Annotated in this window: 22 protein-coding genes; 17 read left to right on the forward strand and 5 right to left on the reverse strand. The window is 53.6% G+C overall.

Features of this window, described 5'->3' with window-relative positions; genetic code table 11:
• The first annotated feature begins 9 nt into the window (after positions 1-9).
• Together WDB70_RS04510 and WDB70_RS04515 are read left to right on the forward strand one after the other, a co-directional pair.
• Positions 10-501, forward strand: a complete 492-nt coding sequence (locus WDB70_RS04510; RefSeq protein WP_406667053.1) for a chemotaxis protein CheW — start codon at positions 10-12, stop codon at positions 499-501.
• Entirely contained in the window at positions 501-884 is a 384-nt protein-coding gene (locus WDB70_RS04515; RefSeq protein WP_406667055.1) for a DUF2802 domain-containing protein, read from the forward strand. Before WDB70_RS04510 ends, WDB70_RS04515 begins: the two co-directional genes overlap by 1 nt.
• On the opposite strand, the gene WDB70_RS04520 is transcribed toward WDB70_RS04515, so the two are convergent.
• Both WDB70_RS04520 and WDB70_RS04525 read right to left on the reverse strand, forming a co-directional pair.
• A complete protein-coding gene (locus tag WDB70_RS04520; protein ID WP_406667057.1) occupies positions 881-1180 on the reverse strand; it encodes an EscU/YscU/HrcU family type III secretion system export apparatus switch protein in 300 nt (99 codons plus the stop codon). The two genes, WDB70_RS04515 and WDB70_RS04520, sit on opposite strands and share 4 nt — an antisense overlap.
• Positions 1177-1920, reverse strand: a complete 744-nt coding sequence (locus WDB70_RS04525; RefSeq protein WP_406667059.1) for a hypothetical protein — start codon at positions 1918-1920, stop codon at positions 1177-1179. Before WDB70_RS04525 ends, WDB70_RS04520 begins: the two co-directional genes overlap by 4 nt.
• Before the next feature lie 80 nt (positions 1921-2000).
• Here WDB70_RS04525 and ccmA point away from each other — a divergent pair, with 80 nt between their 5' ends.
• From ccmA to WDB70_RS04590, 13 genes are read left to right on the forward strand one after another with little or no spacing between them, the layout of a single operon-like run.
• Entirely contained in the window at positions 2001-2627 is a 627-nt protein-coding gene (gene ccmA / locus WDB70_RS04530; protein WP_406667061.1) for a cytochrome c biogenesis heme-transporting ATPase CcmA, read from the forward strand.
• Positions 2628-2629: 2 nt separating this feature from the next.
• The gene (gene ccmB, locus WDB70_RS04535) at positions 2630-3289 is read left to right on the forward strand and encodes a heme exporter protein CcmB (protein WP_406668011.1); all 660 of its coding nucleotides are present in this window, start codon (positions 2630-2632) and stop codon (positions 3287-3289) included.
• A gap of 16 nt (positions 3290-3305) precedes the next feature.
• Positions 3306-4040, forward strand: a complete 735-nt coding sequence (locus WDB70_RS04540; RefSeq protein WP_406667063.1) for a heme ABC transporter permease — start codon at positions 3306-3308, stop codon at positions 4038-4040.
• Positions 4041-4042: 2 nt separating this feature from the next.
• Positions 4043-4261, forward strand: a complete 219-nt coding sequence (gene ccmD / locus WDB70_RS04545) for a heme exporter protein CcmD (protein ID WP_406667065.1) — start codon at positions 4043-4045, stop codon at positions 4259-4261.
• Positions 4245-4706, forward strand: coding sequence for a cytochrome c maturation protein CcmE (gene ccmE / locus WDB70_RS04550; protein WP_406667067.1), 462 nt, complete (start codon positions 4245-4247; stop codon positions 4704-4706). The genes ccmD and ccmE overlap by 17 nt, the downstream gene beginning before the upstream one ends.
• Positions 4696-6648 carry a heme lyase CcmF/NrfE family subunit gene (locus tag WDB70_RS04555; protein ID WP_406667069.1) on the forward strand — a complete coding sequence of 651 codons (1953 nt, stop codon included), beginning with the start codon at positions 4696-4698 and terminating at the stop codon, positions 6646-6648. Before ccmE ends, WDB70_RS04555 begins: the two co-directional genes overlap by 11 nt.
• Complete coding sequence (locus tag WDB70_RS04560) at positions 6645-7175, forward strand: DsbE family thiol:disulfide interchange protein (RefSeq protein WP_406667071.1); 531 nt, start codon at positions 6645-6647, stop codon at positions 7173-7175. The genes WDB70_RS04555 and WDB70_RS04560 overlap by 4 nt, the downstream gene beginning before the upstream one ends.
• Positions 7172-7633 carry a cytochrome c-type biogenesis protein gene (locus WDB70_RS04565; protein WP_406667073.1) on the forward strand — a complete coding sequence of 154 codons (462 nt, stop codon included), beginning with the start codon at positions 7172-7174 and terminating at the stop codon, positions 7631-7633. Before WDB70_RS04560 ends, WDB70_RS04565 begins: the two co-directional genes overlap by 4 nt.
• On the forward strand, positions 7630-8838 hold the full coding sequence (gene ccmI, locus WDB70_RS04570; RefSeq protein ID WP_406667075.1) for a c-type cytochrome biogenesis protein CcmI: 1209 nt from the start codon (positions 7630-7632) through the stop codon (positions 8836-8838). Before WDB70_RS04565 ends, ccmI begins: the two co-directional genes overlap by 4 nt.
• Positions 8838-9593, forward strand: coding sequence for a VacJ family lipoprotein (locus WDB70_RS04575; protein ID WP_406667077.1), 756 nt, complete (start codon positions 8838-8840; stop codon positions 9591-9593). The genes ccmI and WDB70_RS04575 overlap by 1 nt, the downstream gene beginning before the upstream one ends.
• A gap of 55 nt (positions 9594-9648) precedes the next feature.
• On the forward strand, positions 9649-10758 hold the full coding sequence (locus WDB70_RS04580) for a response regulator (RefSeq protein ID WP_406667079.1): 1110 nt from the start codon (positions 9649-9651) through the stop codon (positions 10756-10758).
• A gap of 44 nt (positions 10759-10802) precedes the next feature.
• Positions 10803-13283: an ATP-binding protein gene (locus tag WDB70_RS04585; RefSeq protein WP_406667081.1), complete on the forward strand. Its 2481-nt coding sequence runs from the start codon at positions 10803-10805 to the stop codon at positions 13281-13283.
• Positions 13283-14338, forward strand: a complete 1056-nt coding sequence (locus tag WDB70_RS04590) for an HD domain-containing phosphohydrolase (protein WP_406667083.1) — start codon at positions 13283-13285, stop codon at positions 14336-14338. The genes WDB70_RS04585 and WDB70_RS04590 overlap by 1 nt, the downstream gene beginning before the upstream one ends.
• Before the next feature lie 27 nt (positions 14339-14365).
• On the opposite strand, the gene WDB70_RS04595 is transcribed toward WDB70_RS04590, so the two are convergent.
• From WDB70_RS04595 to WDB70_RS04605, 3 genes are all read right to left on the reverse strand, one after another.
• Positions 14366-16369: a BCCT family transporter gene (locus tag WDB70_RS04595; RefSeq protein ID WP_406667085.1), complete on the reverse strand. Its 2004-nt coding sequence runs from the start codon at positions 16367-16369 to the stop codon at positions 14366-14368.
• Between the two features lie 92 nt (positions 16370-16461).
• A complete protein-coding gene (locus WDB70_RS04600; RefSeq protein WP_406667087.1) occupies positions 16462-16689 on the reverse strand; it encodes a hypothetical protein in 228 nt (75 codons plus the stop codon).
• An 82-nt stretch (positions 16690-16771) separates the two neighbouring features.
• Positions 16772-18349 (reverse strand): peptide MFS transporter, encoded by a 1578-nt coding sequence (locus WDB70_RS04605; protein ID WP_406667089.1) that lies wholly within the window; start codon positions 18347-18349, stop codon positions 16772-16774.
• A 362-nt stretch (positions 18350-18711) separates the two neighbouring features.
• Here WDB70_RS04605 and rfaH point away from each other — a divergent pair, with 362 nt between their 5' ends.
• Together rfaH and WDB70_RS04615 are read left to right on the forward strand one after the other, a co-directional pair.
• On the forward strand, positions 18712-19218 hold the full coding sequence (rfaH, locus tag WDB70_RS04610) for a transcription/translation regulatory transformer protein RfaH (protein ID WP_406667091.1): 507 nt from the start codon (positions 18712-18714) through the stop codon (positions 19216-19218).
• A 557-nt stretch (positions 19219-19775) separates the two neighbouring features.
• The gene (locus WDB70_RS04615) at positions 19776-22427 is read left to right on the forward strand and encodes an SLBB domain-containing protein (RefSeq protein WP_406667093.1); all 2652 of its coding nucleotides are present in this window, start codon (positions 19776-19778) and stop codon (positions 22425-22427) included.
• The last annotated feature ends 33 nt before the right edge of the window (positions 22428-22460 follow it).

Consider the following 22460-nt stretch of genomic DNA (forward strand, 5'->3'; position numbering starts at 1 on the left):
GGGTAGCAAATGAGCAAAGAGCAACAGCTTTCCAAAGTGGCTGAAGCCAATAGTGAGATCCTGCAGTGGGTAACGTTCCAGCTGGATAACGAAACCTATGGCATCAATGTGATGCAGGTGCAGGAAGTGCTGCGCTACAGCGAAATTGCGCCAGTGCCGGGAGCGCCGGATTACGTACTGGGTATCATCAACCTGCGCGGTAACGTGGTAACGGTTATCGACACCCGTTCACGTTTTGGCCTGCCGTCCGCAGAAGTCAGTGACCAATCTCGCATTGTCATTATCGAAGCCGACAAAGAAGTAATTGGCATTCTGGTCGACTCGGTTGCCGAAGTGGTTTATCTCAAGCGTTCGGAAATTGAAGTGGCGCCGAATGTTGGCACCGAAGAAAGTGCCAAGTTTATTCAGGGCGTCTCCAACCGCGACGGCGAGTTGCTGATCCTGGTGGATCTCAACAAGATGCTGACAGACGAAGAGTGGGAAGAGATCCTGAGTCTGTGATGAACCTGGTAACGGTATTGGAAATCGTTCTGCTGCTGTTACTGGTGGCAGTGATTGTCGTGATATACCGCCGCCTGGTGCAGCTGGAAGGGCAATGTGAGCAGCTGGCCAGGCAACTGAGCGAACGTGAGCAGCTGCTACACGAAATTCATGCCGGTACCCTGGGGATGGGGCAACGCATGCTGGCCATCGCGGCTGATGTCGAACACCTGCAAGGTGCGCAAGACGAGCTGAAAGGTATCGATCCGCAGAGCCGTTTGTACAGCCGTGCCGCCAAGATGGTTGAGCTGGGGGCTGATATTGACGAGCTGATGCGCGAGTGTGAGCTACCCAGAGCCGAAGCTGAACTCCTGTTTAACCTGCACAGCAAAGTCAGCGACTAGCCTTTGCCCCGTATGCCGCCGTCCGGTGTGCGCCAGTATTCGGGTTCTTTCCCCATCAACAACCAGGCAAAGGCGATAAGCTCAGCGACGATTTGATACAGCGCCGCGGGGATCTCCTCGCCTTCTGCCAGTTGTTCCAGGCTGGCCAGCAGCCCCTGATCTTCATGTACCAGCAAACCGAGTTCCCTGGCTTGTGCCACCACTTCACGGGCCTGTTGACCGGTCAGTTTGAAGTCCAGTTTCGGAGGTGCGCTGCCGTCGTAAGACAAGCCAATGGCTTTTTCATCACCCATCATACTTCCTCATCGATAACGCCCGACGCCGGGGCCAGCCGTTGTGGCACCTTACCCTGAAAGCTGTGCAGTGCTACTGCCAGGCCCAGATCGGCAAAACGGGAAGTCAATCGTGGCAGGGTGCTATCAACCAACGCTTTCAAGGTGGGGTTGTCAGCATAAAAGCGCACCTGCCGGAGGCTGGCCTTAACCAGCAGGCGGCCTTTTCCGGGCAGGGGAAACAGTAGTGTCAGTACCGGCTCGGCATCATTCTGCCGGCGTTGTTGTGGTTTTGGCCAGCTCAGCTCCAGCCAGTCATCTGCAAAGGGTAATGGCAGTGCCCAAAACAGCGTATCTTGGCGGGACTGCACCTGCGCCTGTTCCAAGCGGCCAAGCCCGTCACTGAGCAGCTTTTGCTGATCGTCGCTGAGACTGTCGAGCAGTGTCATCAAACTACGGGGAAGATTTTGCCCGGCCAAGCGTAACCGCACGGCCAAGGCACTGAGCAGCCACTGCCGTAACACCGCCGGGGCTTTTTCACTGTCAGGTGTTAACAGTGTTGTTAAGAGTTTTGCCAGTGACTGACCGTCCAACAGCTTGGGTAATAAACGGCTCAGTTGGGCACCGGTAGGCGCTGCCAGTAGCAATTGGCTAGGGACCCTGGCGGCATTGCCTTGCCTGACATTAGTAATTGATGATGCAGGCTTTTTCTCTGTCTTCGCAGTTGTTGGTGCAGGGGCGGGATTGGGTGGATTGACTTTCATCAAATAGCCTGCCTCTGAACCTGTTCCGATGCTGCCAGTATGGTATTATCCGGCCTGTTTTTACAGTCAGGCCGCACCTTGTGACATTTTCGCTACTTACTGCTGACAATCTGAGCTGTGTGCGTGAGGAGCGGTTGCTGTTCAGCGAGCTGTCACTGACGGTAGACAGTGGTGCCTTGCTACAGCTTGAAGGCCCTAATGGTGTCGGTAAAACCAGCCTGCTCAAAATTCTGGCAGGGCTCGGCCAACCGGAAACCGGCACAGTCCGTTACTTGGGCGAGCCCATCAACCGGGTTCGTGATGCCTTTCACGCCGACTTGCTCTATCTTGGCCACCAGTGTGGCGTCAATCCGGTGCTCAGTCCACTGGAAAACTTGCGTTTCTACGCCAGTGTCATGCCGGCAAAGACCGTCGATTTTTTTGAGCTACTGGATACCGTCGGCCTGTTTGGTTTTGAAGAGCAGCCAGCTGGGCAATTGTCTGCCGGCCAGCAGCGCCGGGTTGCCCTGGCGCGTTTGTGGTTGAGCCCTGCCCGGTTGTGGATCCTCGATGAGCCTTTTACCGCCATTGATAAAAAAGGGGTTAGTGCTCTGGAAGCGCGCTTTGAGCAGCATTGTCAGCAGGGTGGCGCCATCTTGCTGACCACCCATCAGGATCTAGGGGCGCGGCTGAGCGGCCGTATCACGCTGGAGGCGCCACTGTGGTAGGGATTTTTGTAAGCCTGGTGCGCCGTGATCTCACCATTGCCTTGCGGCGCCGGGCTGATGTACTCAACCCGCTGATATTTTACCTGCTGGTGATCACGCTATTTCCGCTGGGACTGGGTCCGGAGCCTGGCCTGCTGGCACGGCTGGCACCGGGCATTATCTGGGTGGCAGTACTGTTGTCGGCATTGTTGTCATTTGAGCGGCTGTTTCGGGATGACGTCACCGACGGCACCCTTGAGCAACTGCTGTTGTTACCCTTGCCATTGCCCTTGGTGGCACTGGCAAAAGTGCTTGCGCACTGGCTGCTGACGGCGCTGCCGCTGGTGATAGTGTCACCATTAGTGGCACTATTGCTGCACCTTGACAGTCAGGCCTGGCTGGCACTGGTACTGAGTTTATTGGCCGGTAGCCCGGTATTGAGCCTGGTTGGCGCGGTCGGTGTTGCTTTGACGGTGGGCTTGCGACGCGGTGGTATATTGCTGAGCTTGTTGGTGTTACCGCTGTTTATTCCGGTGCTGATTTTTGCCGTCAGTTGCGTTGAAGCCGCAGCCTTAGGGCTGGGCTACAGCGGGCAACTGGCCTTACTGGCCGCTTTTAGCCTGGGAGCACTGACCCTGTGCCCCTTTGCCATTGCCGCGGCGCTGCGTGTCAGCGCCAGCTAACAGGAAAGACGACGCTATGTGGAGTTGGTTACACCCCTATGCAAAACCCGAGCGTGCTTATCAGCTGTGCCAGCGTGTGCTGCCGTGGCTGCTGTGGCTGAGTTTGCCGGTATTGCTGGTAGGGCTGGTATGGGGCCTGGCGTTCGCACCGGCTGACTATCAACAGGGCAATAGCTTTCGCATTATTTACCTGCATGTGCCGCTGGCCATGTTTGCCATGGGCGGTTACCTGGCAATGGCCATCGCCGCATTTATCGGCCTGGTCTGGCAATGGCGGCTGGCGGACTTGGCAGCACAGGCGGTTGCCCCGATTGGAGCAGTCTTTACCTTTTTATCGTTATTCACCGGCGCTGTCTGGGGGAAACCAACCTGGGGAACCTGGTGGGTCTGGGATGCCCGCCTGACCTCGCAGTTGATCCTGCTGTTTCTTTATCTTGGTGTTATCGGCCTGTTTGCTGCTTTTTCTGATAAAAGGCTGGCAGGGCGGGCGGCTGGTATTCTGGCGATGGTTGGGGTGATCAATTTGCCGATCATTCATTATTCCGTAGAGTGGTGGAATACCCTGCACCAAGGTGCCACGATCAGCAAGTTTGAACGGCCCTCCATGGCGGCCAGCATGCTGTGGCCGCTGCTGATAAGCCTGCTGGGTTTTGCCCTGCTGATGGCTGCACTCAGTGTGAAGCGCATGAGCACCTTGATCCTGGCGGTGGAGTCTCGTCGCCCTTGGGTTGCTGAGCAGCTGGAGCCTTAAGGATGTATTTTCATAGTTTTGCGGATTTTCTGGCTCAGGGTCACCACGGCTTTTACGTCTGGCTGGCTTATGGTGTCACGTTATTTGTGCTGTTGCTGTTGGCCGGGCTTATTTGGCAACAGGACCGGCAGCAAAAAGCCGCCATCAGGCGCCGCCTGGCAACAGAAGCCCGGCGCCGGGCCCGACAGCTAGCGGAGGACAAACATGAACCCGCGTCGTAAAAAACGGTTAACGATCATTGCTGCCATTCTGCTGGGGCTGGCTGGTACCACGGGGTTGGTACTGTACGCACTGAGCCAGAATATTGATTTGTTCTTTACGCCAGGAGAGATCTACAGCGGCAAAGACGGGGTAAAACCGCATCCCGGGCAGCGCTTGCGGATTGGCGGCCTGGTTGTGCCGGGTTCGGTGCAGCGGGCTCAAGGCGGCCTGGATGTCACTTTTAAACTGACCGACGACTCCGGCAAGCAAGTCACCGTGCACTATAGCGGCATTCTTCCGGATCTGTTTCGTGAAGGGCAGGGTATTGTGGCCCAAGGCTCACTGATTGACGGCAGTGACATCCGGGCAACTGAAGTACTGGCCAAGCACGACGAAAATTACATGCCGCCAGAGGTGGCGGATGCAGCCAAGAACATGCATCAGCGAGGCGTCAATGGTTCCTGAACTTGGTCACTTCGCGTTGATGATTGCCCTGTGCCTGGCGGTATTGGCCAGCGTTTATCCGTTATGGGGGGCTCACCGCGGTTATCAGCGGCTGATGGCATTGGCCCGGCCACTGGCCTGGGGGCAGTTTTTGTTTATCGCGGTGAGTTTTGCCGCCTTAGTGTACGCCTTTATCAGCAATGACTTTACCCTCAACTACGTAGCGGCAAACTCCAACAGCCAGTTGCCGCTGGCCTTTCGCATCAGCGCTACCTGGGGCGCTCATGAAGGTTCATTGCTGCTGTGGGTGTTGATCCTTTCCGGTTGGGGCGCTGCGGTAGCGCTCTTTTCCCGCAGCCTGCCGTTACCGGCGGTGGCTCGGGTGCTGGCCGTCATGGGGATGATTGCTACCGGCTTTTTGCTGTTTATCCTTTTTACCTCCGATCCCTTCAGCCGCAGCCTGCCGTATTACCCGGTAGATGGCCGGGATCTGAACCCGTTACTGCAAGACCCGGGGTTGGTGGTACACCCGCCCATGTTGTACATGGGCTATGTGGGCTTTTCTGTGGCTTTTGCCTTTGCCATTGCGGCGCTGCTTTCTGGCAAGCTGGATACCGCCTGGGCCCGCTGGTCCCGACCCTGGACGGCTGCCGCCTGGTTGTTCTTGACTATAGGCATCACACTGGGCTCCTGGTGGGCTTATTACGAACTGGGCTGGGGCGGCTGGTGGTTCTGGGACCCGGTGGAAAACGCCTCTTTCATGCCCTGGTTGGCAGGCACAGCGCTGATGCATTCGCTGGCGGTGAGCGAAAAGCGCGGGGTGTTTAAGGCCTGGACTGTGTTGCTGGCCATCGCGGCCTTTTCGCTAAGTTTGCTGGGTACTTTTTTGGTGCGCTCCGGGGTTTTGGTCTCCGTGCATGCTTTTGCCTCAGATCCGGCCCGTGGCCTGTTTATCCTGGCCTTTTTGCTGATTGTTATCGGTGGCAGTTTAAGCCTGTATGCCTGGCGGGCCGGAAAAGTGAAAAGCCAGGGGCATTTTGCCCTGTTAAGCCGTGAGTCGCTGCTGCTGGGCAACAATATCTTCCTGGCTACCGCTTGCGTGGTGGTGGTGCTTGGCACTCTGATGCCGTTGGTACATAAGGAGTTGGGGCTGGGTTCCATTTCCATCGGTGCGCCGTTTTTTGACAGCCTGTTTACCTGGCTGTTTATTCCCTTTGCTTTTGTCATGGCCGCAGGCCCGCAGGCCCGTTGGAAACGTGAGCGAGCGGGGGTTTTGGTGCGGCGTTTACTGTTGGCGTTGGTACTGGCGTTGGCTTTGGGGCTATTGCTGCCGTGGCTGCTACTGGGCTCTGTACATGGTTATGCGACCCTGGGAGTGACCCTGGCGCTGTTGATATTGATTGCCACCGTGCAGGAAGTGCAGTTACGCGTTGGCCACCGTTTTGGCTTTTTCAAAGGGCTAAGGGTACTGAATCGCAGCCACTGGGCAATGGTGCTAGGGCATGTCGGCTTGGTGGTCACTGTCATTGGCATTGCCCTCACCACCGGCTATTCCGTGGAAAAAGACGTCCGTATGAAGCCAGGCGACAGCTACACCCTGGCCGGGCACCAGTTTACCTTTACCCGCATTGCACCGGTTAACGGCCCTAATTACAGCGGCTATGAAGCGGTGTTGACGGTGACTCAACAGGGCCAGCCGGAAGCAACCCTACTGGCGCAAAAGCGCTATTACCAGGTTTCCCGTTCGGTGATGACCGAAGCCGGTATTGACTGGGGGCTGAGCCGTGACCTTTATGCGGCTCTGGGCGAGCAACTGAAAGACGGTTCCTGGGCGGTACGGTTGCATGTGAAGCCCTTTGTTCGCTGGATCTGGCTGGGTGGCTTGTTGATGGCGCTGGGTGGCTTGTTGGTGGTGACTGACCGGCGTTACCGGTTGCGCCGGCTGGCGGAGAAAGCGGCATGAAAAAACTCTGGGTCATTCTGCCATTGGCGGCATTTTTGGTACTGGCCATCTTTTTATTCCGGGGGTTGTTTTCCGATCCGCGCACCTTGAATTCAGCGCTGATCGGTAAAAAAGTGCCTGCTTTTGAGATGATCGATCTGTTCGATACCGGTAAAACCTATGACGCCCGCCTGCTGGCCAATGGCAAGCCCGTACTGCTGAATGTGTGGGCAACCTGGTGCCCCACCTGCTACGCCGAACATCAGTATCTCAATACCCTGGCTCGACAAGGGGTTCGCATTATTGGCCTCAATTACAAGGATCAGCGCGCCAAAGCGTTGCAATGGCTGAACAGTCTGGGCAACCCCTACGAAGTGACGCTTTATGATCCAAAAGGTATGCTGGGCTTGGATCTGGGGGTTTACGGTGCCCCGGAGACATTCCTTATCGACGGAAAGGGAATAATTCGCTATCGCCACGTGGGCGATGTCAATGAGCAGGTCTGGAACAAGACCTTGAAGCCGCTCTACGAAGGATTGCTACCATGATGCGAATGTTACTGAATACGCTGTTGTTGACAGCGCTGGTGAGCTGGCCGGTACTTGCGGCCGTAGATGCCTATACGTTCAATGACCCGGCTAAGGAAGCGGAGTTCAAGCACCTGATCAAAGAACTGCGTTGCCCCAAGTGCCAGAACCAAGACATCGGCGACTCGGATGCTCAGCTGGCCAAAGATCTGCGCGACAAGGTTTACCAGATGATCCAGCAGGGCAAGAGCCGTGAAGAGATCATTGATTACATGAAGGCGCGCTATGGTGATTTTGTTCACTACCAGCCGCCGGTACGTATGGACACCATTATTCTCTGGCTGGGCCCAATGGTGGTGCTGGTGGCCGGTCTGATCTTTATTTTTGTGCGCGCCAGCCGTGAAACCAGCCCGGCCTTGACTGAAGAAGAGCGCCAGCGTCTGGCCCGGTTGCTGGACGAAGAGGATCAACAACGATGACGGTCTTGTTCCTGGCAATGGCCGGGATGCTGCTGATTGCACTATTGCTCCTGCTGTTACCTCGGCTGGGTAGTCATAGTGTTAGTCAGCAGCGCTTGAATACCCGTTTATATGAAGCGCGTCGTCAGGAACTGCTGGCGGAAAGTCAGCAAGGGCTTGTGGATGAAACCCGCCTGGCGCAGATGGATATCGAATTAAAACGCAGCCTGCTGGACGATGCACAACAGGATGCCCAGCTGAAACAGTCTGTCAGTTGGAAAGTCTTGCTGCCCGGCGCTATCTTGTTGCTGCTGGGCAGTGTGGTGCTGTACTGGCAGCTAGGCTCTTACCGTCAGTTGGCCCATTGGCAAGAGGTGGATAAAAACCTACCGGCCTTGGCCGAAAAAGCCTTGCATCCGGCCCAGGGGGAAACCCTGAGCCAACAACAGATGCAAGACCTGGCGCTGGGCATACGCAGTCGCCTGGCCAGTAAAGGCGATGATAAAAATGCCTGGATTTTTCTCGCCCGCGTCGGTTTTACGCTGGGTGAAACAACACTGGCCGCTGACGCTTACAACAAAGCCCTGGCCATGGACCCGGATAACACCTCGGCGTTACTGGGGTTGGCGCAGGTGAAGTTGATGTCCGGTGAGGCAGCTGATCGCCAAGATGCGGCTCAGGCACTGGCGCGGTTACTGACATTAAAGCCAGAGGATACTGAAGCTTTGCTGCTGTCCGGCTTTGTGGCCTATCAGAACAATGATTTTTCCCAGGCACTGAGCACCTGGCAGCAGTTACTTAAAGCATTGCCTGAACAGGATCCGCGCCGGGCATTGCTGGCATCGCGTATTGCGGATGTTAAGCGTAAAATGGCCGGCTCTAAGCGCCGTATTGTGGTCACGGTAGATGTGACCTCGGCACTGAAAAAAGCCCTGCCGGCGCAGGCGACCCTGTTTGTGTTTGCGCGCCCGGTAGCCGGTGGGCCACCACTTGCTGCGGTAAAAGTACCGTTGTCACGGTTGCCGGCAGAAGTTGAGCTGTCAGATAATACCTCGATGATCCCGGGGCGAAGCCTGTCTGATGCCGATACCTACCAGATCGGTGCGCAGATCAGTCAGTCAGGAAATGTCTTTAAACACCAACCGGGTGATCTGCGTGCTACCGCGAAGACCGTGTCAGCCACTGATACGGCTGTTAAGTTGATGATTGATCAAAGGATTCAGTAATGCGCTGGTTGTTGTCTATCGTGCTGTTGACGCTGGCAGGTTGCGCCAGTAAACCTCAGATGCTGCCGGATGCCAAAGCACCGGTGCTGGCGCCAAGTAATCAGCGTGATCCCTTGGAAAAATTTAACCGGGCAATGTGGGATCTGAACTGGAATGTGCTGGACAAAGACTTTGCCCGGCCAATCACCGTCGCCTACACCAATAATGTGCCAACACCGGTACAAAAAGGGCTACTCAACTTTGCCAATAACCTCGGTGAACCCTTCAGCGCCGTGAACCAGTTGCTGCGTTTTGAGTTTGTGCGCTCGGGTAAAACGGCAGGCCGTTTTTTACTGAATTCAACTTTTGGTCTGCTGGGGTTTATTGATGTTGCCAGCGATATGGGGATTGCCCGCAAGAAGACCGAGTTTGGTGAAGTGCTGGGTTATTACGGCGTAGCGTCGGGGCCTTATCTGATGTTGCCGGCACTGGGCCCGACCACGCCAAGAGATAAAATTGGTGATGTGATTGACTTCCTTTACCCGCCGCTGGCTTTTTTAAATTTCACGGAAAAAACCCTGCGTTGGGGCATTCAGGGCATCGATAAGCGTGCCAAGCTGATCCCTCAGGAAGGACTGATCAACCAGAGTGTGGATCCTTACTCTTTTATTCGTCAGTCATATTTCCAGAAAACCTATTTTGACACCTACAATCAAACTATGCCCGAACAGCCACAAGACGATATCGATCTGGATAAGTATCTGGATGAATACTGAGTCGTCAGTGGGCCAGCAAAGAGGATAGTCAGGGGGCATAGCCCCCTGTTTTATTATGGTGAGCCGAACCGTACTGGTAGTGGATGATGAGCCCGTTTTTCTGGGGCTGATCAGCGCCTACCTCAATAAACTGGGATTTACGGTGCTGCAGGCCGACAGCCTGGCACAGGCGCGTCAAACGCTGAGCCTACGGCCGGTGGACTTACTGCTGTGTGACTTGCAGCTGGGGGACGGTAACGGCCTGACGCTACTCGAAGAAGTGCGCGACCGTTGGCTGGATATGCCGATGATTGTCTTATCCGGTACCGCAGACATGGCTGATGTCACCACCGCGCTGCGCCTGGGAGCCAGTGATTTTCTCAACAAACCCTTGGATAACCTGGCGGTGCTGGAGCACTGCGTGGAAACGGTGCTGGAACGTAAACAGCTGCAGCGAGAAAACCAGCGGCTGGTAGAGGAGCTGGAAGCCGCTCATGTCGAGCTGGAATTAAACCTAAAATTGCTTGAAGGCAATAAGCTGGCCGGCCGTGAAGTACAGCAGCAACTTTTGCCCGCAACAGTGCTGGACTGGCAAGGACTGGCGTTGCGTTATCAACTACTCAGCGCCAGTGAGGTAGCCAGCCAGTTTATCGACTATGTGCTGCTGGGCGATCGTTACCTGGCCGTACTGGTGGGGCAGTTTGGCTGTAATGAACATGCCGCCTTTTGTTCTGTACTGGCCAAAAGCCTGTTTAATCAGCCCATGAAGCAGTACCGGCCGGGAGAGCCATCGGTATTGCTGAACCCGGCCTTGTTCATGCAGTACTTCAACGGGGAGTTGTTGAAAAGCCAGCTTGAGCAGCCCTTTAAAGCTTTTTATTTGCTGGTCGATAGGGTCGATAACAAGCTGTCGTTTGCCAGTGCCGGTTATCCGCAACCGCTACATCTGGATTGTCAGGTGCAGCAGGAGCACCAGCAGCCACCAGTGGGCATGTTTGAATGGAGTCGCTACCAGCACCAGCAACAGCCTTTTGCTAGCGGCCAGCAACTGCTGCTCTCTAGCCAACCCCTTGCCTGGAAGCAGCCACTTCACACCAAAGCGTCGCTGTGTCAGCAATTGGCACTGGCGGAAGAAAGTGGTCGCGATCAAGATCTTTTATTACTGGCTATCTTTAACTTTTCGTAAATGACGTATTACATTAGGTTTATAGGGACAATAAGGAGTGCGCCATGGCAAAGACTCCGTCAGTGGAACATTTCCGGCACTGGCTCTGGCGCGCGTTCATTCGGCATTCACTGATCCCCTTGCTGCTGGTCGAGTCCCTGCTGGTTGTTATTTACCTCTATACCAATGCCAATATCCGCAACAACAATATCCAATACCTGCGCAATAACGCCATTACCGAGCTGAATCATGCCGCCAGCAGTGAAGGCCTGCTGATTGAAACCCGGCTTGAATCGGTGGAACAACTGTTGTCTCTTTATCGTCAGCAAACCAAGGAAGTGCTGGATGATCGTCACTATCAAGCTACGCCTTCTGAGTTGGCGAATTATCGGTTAGCGCCTAACGGAGTCTTTCACAGTATTCAGGATGATGGCGGCGCAGCGTCGTTTTATTCGGCTATCACCCCAGCGGATAAACAGGACCGGGCCAAGGTCTACCGGCTGAGCCAAACCGATCCGCTGATGCGCAGTATGGTCAATAGCAGCCCGTTGATAACGCAGGTGTATTTCAACAGCTTTGATAGCTATAACCGTATTTACCCGTTTTTTGACACCCTCAGCCAATACGATGCCAAGTTGGATATTCCCCGCTTTAATTTCTATTACGCTGCAGATGCAGTTCATAACCCGCAACGCAAAACAGTCTGGACCGAAGTCTACGCCGATCCGGCGGGTGGTGGCTGGATGACTTCGGCCGTAGCGCCAGTGTACCGGGGCAATTTTCTCGAAGGGGTTGTGGGTGCGGATGTGACGGTCGGGCGCTTTATTCAGCAGATTGAAGAGCTGGATCTGCCCTGGGGGGCGTATGGCGTTTTACTGGACCAGGATCTGGCGGTATTGGCCATGCCCAAGCAAGGCCAGCAAGATTTTGCGTTAGATATGACCGCGCACCATTACCAGAGTGCAATTCAGCAGGAAACCCGGCGCCCGCCTCGTTACTACTTGGATAAACGCCAGGACACCGCGGCTCTGGCCAGGGCCATCCGTAAGAACCCGGGTGGCACCATGAACCTGCTGATCGGTGGTAAGCAGAAAATGGTGGCCTGGACCACCATTCCGGCCAACAGCTGGGTTTTGCTGAGCATTGTTGATGAGGGCACATTGTTTGCCAACACCGAAGCACTCAGCTATCGCTATAAGCTGGTTGGTTATCTGATGATTGGTGGCTTAGCTGCGTTTTATCTGCTGTTTTTCCTGTATATTCGCGGCCGCTCTCAGGATCTGGGGGAAACCCTGTCCAAGCCCATGGACACCCTGACCGGGAAAGTTCAAAGCATTGAGGCGGGTCACTACCTGCAGCAAAGTGAGCCACAACCTTTACTGGAACTACAGCAGTTCTCTGACAGTGTTTGTGCCATGGGGCAGGCGCTGGGGCGAACTGTTGAAGCCCTGGAAATCAGTGAAACCCGCCTGCGTCAGGCCCTTAAAAGCAGTGGTGACAGTGTCTGGGAATACGATATTCCCAGCCATCAGCTCAGGCTCAGCAATAGCTTTGATCACTTTGTTGGCAGGGAAATACCGAAACAGATCTCCTTTGATGAGTTTGTTGATTGGGTACATGAAGACGACCGAGACAAGCTATGTCAGAGCCGTGATGAAGCAATCGAAACCGGCAATGCTTACAGTGTCGACTTTCGTATTCAGCACCAGCGGGGTCACTGGGTATGGATCAACTCCCGTGGCCAGATGCAGCCACCCATTCCTGGCCAAGGGGTCAGGTTGACTGGCGTGTATGCCAATGTCAGCCAGCGAAAAGCACTGGAACAACACTTGCGCCAGGCTAAAGAAGCCGCAGAGGATGCCAACAAAGCCAAATCGTTGTTCTTATCGTCGGTTACCCATGAGTTAAAAACGCCCCTGCATGCCATTCTCGGCTTTGGCCAACTGCTCAAAGCGCAGGTCACCGATAGCGGCCAGCGTGCAGCCGACGAGATCCTCAAAGCCGGCAATTATCTGAACCAGCTGATTGAAGATCTGCTGACCCATGCCAGGCTTGAAGCCGCTAGCCTCAGTGTTGAGCTTACTGTGCAGGATATGGCCGATATTGCCGCAGATTGCGTATCCATGCTGTCTACTGAGGTTGCCAATGCCAAGCTCGAATTGGTCAATAATATAACTGGGCCACTGCCTTGTATGGCTGACAAGAAGCGAGCCACTCAGATCTTGATTAACCTGCTCTCCAATGCCATCAAGTACAACCAGTCCGGTGGTCGGATTACTTTGGAAGCCACTATGGATGACAGCAATATTGGCATTGTGGTCGCGGATACCGGCAAGGGGATTGCGGCTGAAAACCTGGATAAGATTTTCGAGCCCTTTGAACGCCTTGAACACCAGCGTAGTGCCATACAGGGTACTGGCATTGGCTTGGCGGTCAGCCGTCAGCTGGCAGAGCTGATGAGTGGGAAAATTACCGTGGTTAGCCAGCAGGGTGTTGGTTCGCGGTTCACACTATGGTTACCCATAGCGCAGGGAGAGGGTGAGTAATGCATTCGCAAGCGTTAAAAGAAGCTCACATACTGGTTATCGATGATATCGAGACCAATGTGCTGTTGATGCAGGACATTCTCTCCATGGGCGGCTATCACAATATCCATGGCATCACCGATCCAACACAGGTGCCGGCGTTTGTTCGTGAAAATCCGGTGGATATATTGCTGCTGGATCAGAGTATGCCGGAGCTGAGCGGTTTGGAATTATTTTCCCTGTTAAAAGAGGAGCACTACCGTCTGCCACCGGTACTGATGATCACGGCTTTAAACGATCAGGAACTGAGACACCGGGCACTGGCCAGTGGGATTGCGGATTTTATTAACAAGCCCTTTGATATCGGGGAAGTGCTACTGCGTATTGAGAACAACCTGGATCGTTACTTCTTGCAAAAAACGCTTGATGCGCAGGTGATTGATCTTGAAGGGATGGTAAAGCAGCGCACCGAGGAGCTGCATGAGTCCTATATGGAGCTGCTGCGCTGTCTGGCCAAGGCGGCGGAATTTCGCGATAACGAAACAGGCGCCCATGTTATGCGTATTGGTGCCACGGCTAAAATGCTGGCAGAAGCAATAGGGTGTGACAAAGAATACTGCGAGATGCTGCTTATGGCGGCACCGATGCACGATGTTGGCAAAATAGGTATTCCTGATGGCATCTTGTTAAAGACCGGCCCACTCAATGAACAGGAGCGGGAGGTGATGAAACGCCACCCCGCCATTGGCCGTGAGATCTTGGGGGTAGGGCAGAGCCGGCTGGTGAAAATGGCTTCAGAGATTGCCCTATATCATCATGAGTTTTGGAATGGCAAAGGTTATCCGGCCGGTATTGCCGGTGAGCATATTCCGTTATCAGCACGGATCACCAGCGTTTGTGATGTCTATGATGCATTGCGGTCTGTGCGCCCTTACAAAAGTGCCTTTAGTGTCGAAAAAGCCAAGGAGATCTTGGCTGATATGGCCGGGGGCCACTTGGACCCGGAGCTAACGGCGAACTTTATCGGCATTATTGACAAAGTCGAGGCATACCGCGAAGAACTGGGTGAAGATTAAAAAACCGGCCTTTGGCCGGTTTTTTAATTAGCGCACCAGGTGTAAGAAGTGCATGTGCTTTTCATACTGGTCAAGGACATCACAAATGACCTGATCCGTCGTGTAGCCATAAACATCATAACCTTGGCCACCCTCGCGCAAATACACCTCTGCACGGTAATGCTTCTTGGTGTCCTTTTCGGTGAAGTTAAACTCCGGGAAGGCGAAGGTTGGTGCTTGATAACCCCGTACCCGCACTTCATAAATGAAGTCAATTTCCTCACCGTGAGACACTTCCATGCTGAGTCGCTCAGGACTGCGATGCTGGATAGTGACATCCAGGCCAGTCTCTTCCAGCTCCTTGACCACAGCGCTAAGTGCTGGCTCTACCGTGTCGTTCAGAAATTGCTGAACTTCCTGCTGCTTGGGCCAGGATACAATCCGCTGCAGGCGGTTACGCCAACTGTAGTTACTCTTGGTGTGCTGAATGCGCGGCGTGGTCACGGAATGGCGTAGTGTCAGCTGTTTCACTCCTTCAATACGCAATGCCTTCCACAAGCCGTAGCAAATAGCCAGCATGATAATGGTAAAGGGCAATGCCGAGGCAATAGACAGTGTTTGTAGCGCTTTGAGGCCATCAGAACCACCAGCTACCAGCAGTGCAATGGCGACAGCGCCTTCGGTAACCGCCCAGAAAATACGCTGCCATACTGGCGGTTCTTCCTGGCCACCGGAGGTGATCATGTCAATCACCAGTGAGCCGGAGTCGGAACTGGTAACAAAGAAGGTGATGACCAGCAAGGTGGCCAGCAGTGACATGATGCCGGAGAACGGCAGATGGTCGAGAAATTTGAAAATTGCCGTCGAGGTGTCATCACTGACCGCCTGGCCGATACTTTTTATGCCATCAACCATGATCATGTGAATGGCGGTATCACCAAAGAAGGTCATCCACATAAAGGTGAAACCAACCGGTACACACAACACGCCAATAATAAATTCGCGAATGGTGCGGCCACGGGATACCCGGGCGATAAACATGCCGACAAAAGGAGACCAGGCTATCCACCAGCCCCAGTAAAACAGGGTCCAGCCGCCTATCCAGCTATGGTCAGGTTTGTAGGCGTACAGGTTGAAGGTCTTCTGGACAATGTCTGACAGGTAAGAACCGGTATTTTGTACCAGCGTTTGCAGCAGGAAGACGGTTGGCCCGGCAAACAGCACAAACAACAACAGCAGCACCGCCAGCAGCAGGTTCAGCTCCGATAAACGGCGGATCCCGCCATCAAGGCCCAACACTACCGAAATGGTCGCCAGGGCAGTGATGCCGCAAATCAACAAGACCTGTGTGGTCAGATCGGTGGGCACCGAGAACAAATAATGCAGCCCGGCATTCACCTGCATTACCCCAAAACCGAGGGAGGTGGCGACGCCGAACATAGTGCCCAGTACGGCAAAAATATCGACCGCGTGGCCAATAGGGCCGTGGATACGTTCACCCAGCAGAGGGTACAGCGCCGAGCGGATGGTCAGCGGTAAGCCATGGCGAAAGCTGAAATAGGCCAGCGATAACGCGACAACGGCGTAAATAGCCCAGGCATGTAACCCCCAATGAAAGAAGGTGATCCGCATTGCCTCACGGGCTGCGGCAATGGTATGGCCGTCACCTACCGGTGGATTGACGAAATGCATGACCGGCTCGGCAACACCAAAAAACAGCAGGCCAATACCCATGCCGGCAGAAAACAGCATGGCAAACCAGGACGGGTAGCTGAAGTCAGGGTCAACATGGTCAGGCCCCAGCTTGATGCGGCCATAGTCACTAAAAGCCAGAGCAACCACAAACAGCAGGAAAATGGCAACCGCCAGAATATAGAACCAACCCGTATTGGTGATGATCCAGCTCTGAATATCGCCAAATACCGTACCAGCTGTTTTCGGCGCCAGCACAGCAAAAAGCACGAAACCAAAGATGATCAAGGCTGACCCAAAGAACACCGGCGGGTTCATTTGGCTCGTTAAAGGTGTTTTTTCATTAGACATAGAAGGCATGCTTGATGAGTGTAAACGCACGTAAGTCTAAAGGCGTTTACTAAAATACTCAAAAAACCGTTATAGCAGGAATAATTTGTGTGCAGTGTATTTTAGTGGTGCAAGCGTTGCAGCAACCAGGCAAAACGCAGCAATGAGAATCGTTTTGGCAACACAAGGCATTGATCGGCGTAGCAGAGTTCTGCATGGGTGAAGGGTTGCTGGTTTTTCAGGCTGTGGCGTACTGTTGCCAGTAAATCGCTAAAGCCCATGGGTCTTAGCAATAAAGTACAGTGCCGTCGTTTTCCCTGATAAAACCGCAGCTGGTAGTTATGGCGCACCTGGCACTCCACTCTTGTCTTGTTTCAAGACTAGCCTAACACCATGAAAAAGCCCGCAAAAAGCGGGCTTTTCAAAGCGTTGTTATTGATGATCTTTTGCCATGCCTTCGTGCTCGGCAGTAATGTCAATTTCCTCGTCAGTGCCATGGCTTTTGCTTTCCGCACCGTGCATCCAGTCAATCAGCTTGTTGGACAGTAGCCACAACACCAGTGCTGAAATCACCCCCATGGCTACCAGACTTCCGAAGATAGACAGTGACTTGTCGACCATCATGGCCTCTTTCAGGCCACCGGCACATTGCTCGATTTCTGCAGCAGCGCTGAGCCCCTTGGCTTTACATTCGGCAATGAAGGTGGCGTGATTGCCTTCTACACCGACAAAAGAACCGATAAAGCCGGCGACATAATTGGCCAAACCGGTGAAGAAAAACCACAGCCCCATGAAGAACGAGGCCAGTTTGATCGGCGCCAGTTTGGTAACCATCGACAGGCCCACCGGGCTAAGGCACAGTTCACCGAGCGTATGGAACAGGTATGCCAGTACCAGCCAGACCATGGATGCCTTGGTTTCGCCGCCAGCGATTTGCATCGATGCCGCTACCATGAACAAAAAGCCCAGACCCAACATGAACAGACCCATGGCAAATTTGATCGGGGAAGAGGGTTCTTTGTCACCGAGCTTGACCCAGATACTGGCGATGATCGGTGCGAAAATGACAATGAACATGGCATTGACAGATTGGAACCAGGCGGTTGGTACTTCGAAGCTACCAATCATCCGATCGGTGAACTTGTCCGCATAGATGTTCATCAGACCACCGGCCTGCTCAAAGCCAGCCCAGAATACAATGGTGAAAAGACCAAGAATAAAGATCACTTTGATACGGTCACGTTCCACTTTCGACAGTGGTCCACTTGGTTTTTGCGCAGCCGCGTCTTCAGCCTTTTTCAGCTTACCGACAGGAACCGTACCAATATCACCCAGTAAGCGTTTGGCTAAGAACAGTTGGATCAGTACTGACAGCACCATACCGGTACCGGCGGCAGCAAAGCCTGCTTGATAATCGTTGATAAAGACTTCCTGGCCATTAACCATTTCACTGTGGCCAAAATACTGGTAGGCCGCGGCCACCAAAATACCGGCCAAGAAGGCACCGAGGTTAATACCCATGTAGAAGATGGTGAAGGCTCCATCACGGCGGTGGTCGCCTTGCTGGTAAAGGTCACCAACCATGGTGGAAATGTTCGGTTTAAACAGACCATTACCAGCAATCAATAATGTGAGGCCAATGTAGAAAGTCTGTGTCTCAAAGCCTGGCACCATGGAGTGCGGGGCAGCCAGCGTAAACTGGCCGATGGCCATCAAGGTACCACCAATCAAAATAGCCCGGCGCTGGCCCAGCACGTTATCGGCCAGCCAGCCGCCAATCAAAGGAGTCAGGTAAACCAACATGGTAAAGGTGCCATACAGTGAAATGGCATCTTCTTCTGACCAGCCAAGGCCTGCACCGCCCTGACCCTCAACTTTGTCAACCAGGTACAGCACCAAAATGGCGCGCATCGCATAGTAGGAAAAACGTTCCCACATTTCAGTGGTGAACAGCAGGAAAAGGCCTTTGGGGTGTCCCAAAAAAGTGCCTGCTGGCTTCGTTTGGCTCATGAAAAACTCCTGTCCTTCAATTTGACGTTATTGTTGTGATGGTGGGCCTCTTATACCCACGGGGCAAGGTAAATGCAATGAGCTGATAACATTCTCGTGACGCCGAAGAAACTTTTATGCGGCACTATGGCTTTTTTGTGCGGTACTCAAGCTGCTGCCACCGTGGTTATTCAGTATTTTTCGCAAAATGCCACCGTGGGCAGGGCGTAAGAATTTGAATTTTCAGGCTTTCGTGGTGGATGCACGAAAAAACACCGCAAATGTGCGCTTTTTCGCACAGGGTAAAACGTTGATAGGAGGTTGCCTGGTTCGGTCAAGAACGTAAAATGGTGGTGTTATACAGCACGGCCCCGGAGGTCAAAATGGAAGGGTGGTACCTACTCTACTGCCGCAGTCGCCAGGAAGAGCGCGCCAGAATACACCTTAACAATCAGGGGTTTTCGACCTATCTGCCGCGAGTGCAGGTTACCCGCATTGTTGCTGGCCGTCGCCAGTGCCGTGAGGAAGTGCTGTTCCCCAGTTATTTGTTTGTGCATACCGACCCTTTCTCAAGCAGCTACCACAAGATCCGTTCAACGCGGGGTGTCAGCGCCTTTGTTCGTTCTGGCGATCAGCCATTGCGGGTTGCTGACCAACTGGTGAAAACGCTGGCCCTCAATGAAGAAAAGCTCGAATTCAGTGGTGTACTGAACAATGACTACGCCATTGGCGATACTGTTGATGTTACAGAAGGCGCCTTCAAAGGCCTGAAAGCGGTGTACCAGATGCCCAAAGGGGAAGATAGAGCACTGATCATGATCAACTTGCTGCAACAGCAAATGTCAGTGGAAGTGCCTCTGCAGGATATCACCCCTGCTGTAGCAATTTAGTAACATAAACGCCTGCGAAGCATTGATGAACATGACGGTGCGCCGTTACCGTCTTATCTTTAGCGCATGATGTTGCTAACAGGGCTGGCTGAACGAGGGAATGTACGTGTTGCTGAACGAAAGCCAAACAGAGTTAAGCTCGTTGCTTACTTACTGTCCACCTTGCAGCAATTCCACATTTACTGACTGTGAATAACTGGTAGGCTCAGCCCTTGCATCTAACCAGAACGCATAGGCGTTTTGGCTAAACACGTTGCATAGCTGTCATTGTTTTGACCACTACAGTGGTTATATTTTACAGCTGAAAAGACAATCTGGCCGTACCGCAGCACATTGGGAGCTGTAACCCAAGGGCGGTAGCGTGTCCAAAAAAAACTTTTTAGGGTGTTTTTTGTACTGTCGCCCTGGTTTAAACCCACTCGGAGTTAAGCGTGTTAAGGAAAATTTGGTTTTCTCTCGCGGCGTTGTTGCTGTCTGCAAGTGTTGTAGCTGCTCCTATTTCGCCGGCCATGATCCAAGAATTCAAAAGTCTACCGCAGGCCCAGCAAGAGCAGTTGATGCGCCAATACGGCATTGACCCGTCGCAGTTTACCCAGGGCCACCAGAGCACTTCCGGGCAAAGTCAGTCACAGCAATTGACTCCCCAGCAACCAGCCCAGCAAGCCACGCCTGACATTAAAGCGCCCAGGCAAGAGGGTGATGATGCCAAGCCGGTACGCTTTGGCCTTAACTTGTTTAATGCAGATAACAGTACATTTTCGGTGGTCAACAATGCGCCGGTACCTGCGGATTATGTCATTGGCGTCAATGATGTTTTTAACGTTCAGCTCTATGGTAAGGAAAGCCAGCAGCTGAGCCTGCCGGTTGAACGTGATGGCTCGGTCAGCTTCCCTGATCTTGGACCATTGCACCTTGCCGGGCTGACTTTTGCCAAAGCGCAGCAAGTGATTGAAGACCGCGTGGCGCAGCAGATGATTGGCGTAAAAGCGGCTGTTACCATGAACACCCTGCGCACCATCAGTGTTTTTGTCGCCGGGGAAGCGAAAAAACCTGGCGCTTACGCCGTGCCGGCGCTGACGACTGTGACTCAGGCACTGTTTTTGGCCGGGGGCGTGTCTGATATCGGTAGCCTGCGTAATATCGTGGTTAAGCGCAGCGGGAAAACCGTTCGCCATTTCGATCTTTACAGCCTCCTCCTGCGTGGTGATGCGTCTGATGATATTCGCCTACAGTCAGGCGATGTGGTGTTTATCCCTCCTTATGTCGGCCTTGCTGAGGCCAAAGGTGAAGTGCGTCGGCCGGCGCTTTATGAAATCAAAAAAGGGGAAACCCTCAGTGACCTGCTGGCAATGGCTGGCGGCGTTGATGCCGGTGGCTATCCGCAAGCGTCGGTACTGGAGCGGATCAACAGCCATAACCTGCGCGATGTCGAGAACGTTGATTTGACCAAACGCCAGGCGCTCAATACCAAGCTGCGCGCTGGTGACGTGCTGCGGGTGGGGGTAACTTCCAGCCGCTACACCAATGCCATTACTCTGGCTGGTGCGGTCGTTCGCCCGGGCCAGTATGCCTGGCACAAAGGCATGCATGTGCATGACCTGATCCCCAGCCTCTGGGCTAACCTCAAGCTGTCTGCCGATTTAGACTACGCCTTGATTGTGCGTGAGGTTAATGCCCTGGGCGATATCAGCGTCAAGCAATTCTCGTTAGGAAATGCCATTACCCACCCGAACAGCAGCGACGATTTAGCGCTACAACCTCACGATAAAGTACTGGTATTTAATGCTGACGACAGCACCCTTGACCGTTCCAAGCTCAGCCGTTTTATCAGCAAGCACCTGCAAGAAGTTGTAGAGCAACCGGCGCAGCAGCGTTGGCTTAGTGATGACTTACTTACTCGTGGTTTCTCGTTACTGCAAAATCAAGATAAAGCGCAAAAGATAAACTCGGTTGCGGGTGTCACTATTGACGATGCAGTCAGTAAAAAAGCGCAGCAGGATGCCAATAACTCTTCTTTGCAAAATAATGACTTGAGTGATAGTGAGCAGCAGCAGCTGCTGTTGCGTGCTGTTACACAACTTCTGGCCCATATCTATCAGAACCCGAAAACCCTGGCTCTGACACCACAAATGACCCGTCAGGAGTTGCTCTATCCCATTATTCAAAAACTGAAAAACCAGGCCGGCCAACAGCTGGGGCTGGCATTAGTATCTATCAGTGGTGATGTTAAAGTCCCAGGTGAGTACCCACTTACGGACAACGCTACTGTTAAGGGATTAGTTGAAGCTGCTGGCGGCGTGAAAGACTCGGCCTTTATGGGCCGCGCAGAACTCACCCGTGCCATGGGCAACCGCGCCAATATGAATGGCATTCGTGTTGCGCACCAAGCGGTTGATTTGGCCGGAGCCCTACGTGGTGATGCCAGTAACCTCAAATTACAAAGCCGTGATCACCTCAATGTCTTTGCCACCCCTGACTGGCAGGTCGACCGAACCGTGCAAATTCGTGGTGAGGTGAAGTTCCCTGGTACTTACACCATTCAACGGGGTGAAAGCCTGAGTGATGTACTGAAGCGGGCAGGGGGCGTCACTCACTTTGCCTTTACCGATGGTGCTGTTTTTACCCGTGAACAAGTCAAAGCCCGAGAGAGCCTGCAAGTAAATAAGCTGATTGATCAACTGCGCTCTGATGTGGCCACGCGGGCCTTATCGGCAGAACGTGCACCGATCAGTTATCAAGATGCCATGGCCATGATCAATGAGCTGCAAAAGCTCAAACCGGTTGGTCGGCTGGTGATTGACTTGCCGGATATTCTTAAGGGTGACAAAACGGCTGACCTGCAGGTTAACGACGGTGATGTGCTCTATATCCCGCGTAAAACCGACACAATCAGCGTGGTCGGTGAAGTACAAAACGCCAGCAGCCACCGTTTCAAATCAGGTCTGACGGTAGACGATTACCTGAATTTGTCCGGCGGTTTCCGCAAGCGTGCGGATGAAAGACGAGTTTATGTCATTCGTGCCGATGGCTCTGTGATGATCCCCGGCGGCAGCAGCTGGTTTTCCAGCAATCATGAGCAACTGCGCCCAGGCGACACCATTGTGGTGCCACTGGACACCGAGTACATGAACAAACTCAGTACCTGGAGCAGTGTCACGCAGATTATTTACCAGAGCGCTGTGGCCCTGGCTGCTATTTCCACGCTGTAAGCAGATATGGGCGGTAGAAGCCGCCCTTGTTAG

This window comes from Gallaecimonas aegicerasi (genome assembly GCF_045291545.1).
Lineage (GTDB): Bacteria > Pseudomonadota > Gammaproteobacteria > Enterobacterales > Gallaecimonadaceae > Gallaecimonas.

Bases quoted from the DNA above. Each gene is read 5' to 3' on its own strand.
- WDB70_RS04510 (WP_406667053.1), top strand. From the start codon at position 10: ATGAGCAAAGAGCAACAGCTTTCCAAAGTGGCTGAAGCCAATAGTGAG.
- WDB70_RS04515 (WP_406667055.1), top strand. From the start codon at position 501: ATGAACCTGGTAACGGTATTGGAAATCGTTCTGCTGCTGTTACTGGTG.
- WDB70_RS04520 (WP_406667057.1), bottom strand. From the start codon at position 1,180: ATGATGGGTGATGAAAAAGCCATTGGCTTGTCTTACGACGGCAGCGCA.
- WDB70_RS04525 (WP_406667059.1), bottom strand. From the start codon at position 1,920: ATGAAAGTCAATCCACCCAATCCCGCCCCTGCACCAACAACTGCGAAG.
- WDB70_RS04540 (WP_406667063.1), top strand. From the start codon at position 3,306: ATGTGGAGTTGGTTACACCCCTATGCAAAACCCGAGCGTGCTTATCAG.
- ccmD (WP_406667065.1), top strand. From the start codon at position 4,043: ATGTATTTTCATAGTTTTGCGGATTTTCTGGCTCAGGGTCACCACGGC.
- ccmE (WP_406667067.1), top strand. From the start codon at position 4,245: ATGAACCCGCGTCGTAAAAAACGGTTAACGATCATTGCTGCCATTCTG.
- WDB70_RS04555 (WP_406667069.1), top strand. From the start codon at position 4,696: ATGGTTCCTGAACTTGGTCACTTCGCGTTGATGATTGCCCTGTGCCTG.
- WDB70_RS04560 (WP_406667071.1), top strand. From the start codon at position 6,645: ATGAAAAAACTCTGGGTCATTCTGCCATTGGCGGCATTTTTGGTACTG.
- WDB70_RS04565 (WP_406667073.1), top strand. From the start codon at position 7,172: ATGATGCGAATGTTACTGAATACGCTGTTGTTGACAGCGCTGGTGAGC.
- ccmI (WP_406667075.1), top strand. From the start codon at position 7,630: ATGACGGTCTTGTTCCTGGCAATGGCCGGGATGCTGCTGATTGCACTA.
- WDB70_RS04575 (WP_406667077.1), top strand. From the start codon at position 8,838: ATGCGCTGGTTGTTGTCTATCGTGCTGTTGACGCTGGCAGGTTGCGCC.
- WDB70_RS04580 (WP_406667079.1), top strand. From the start codon at position 9,649: ATGGTGAGCCGAACCGTACTGGTAGTGGATGATGAGCCCGTTTTTCTG.
- WDB70_RS04585 (WP_406667081.1), top strand. From the start codon at position 10,803: ATGGCAAAGACTCCGTCAGTGGAACATTTCCGGCACTGGCTCTGGCGC.
- WDB70_RS04590 (WP_406667083.1), top strand. From the start codon at position 13,283: ATGCATTCGCAAGCGTTAAAAGAAGCTCACATACTGGTTATCGATGAT.
- WDB70_RS04595 (WP_406667085.1), bottom strand. From the start codon at position 16,369: ATGCCTTCTATGTCTAATGAAAAAACACCTTTAACGAGCCAAATGAAC.
- WDB70_RS04605 (WP_406667089.1), bottom strand. From the start codon at position 18,349: ATGAGCCAAACGAAGCCAGCAGGCACTTTTTTGGGACACCCCAAAGGC.
- rfaH (WP_406667091.1), top strand. From the start codon at position 18,712: ATGGAAGGGTGGTACCTACTCTACTGCCGCAGTCGCCAGGAAGAGCGC.
- WDB70_RS04615 (WP_406667093.1), top strand. From the start codon at position 19,776: ATGCGCCAATACGGCATTGACCCGTCGCAGTTTACCCAGGGCCACCAG.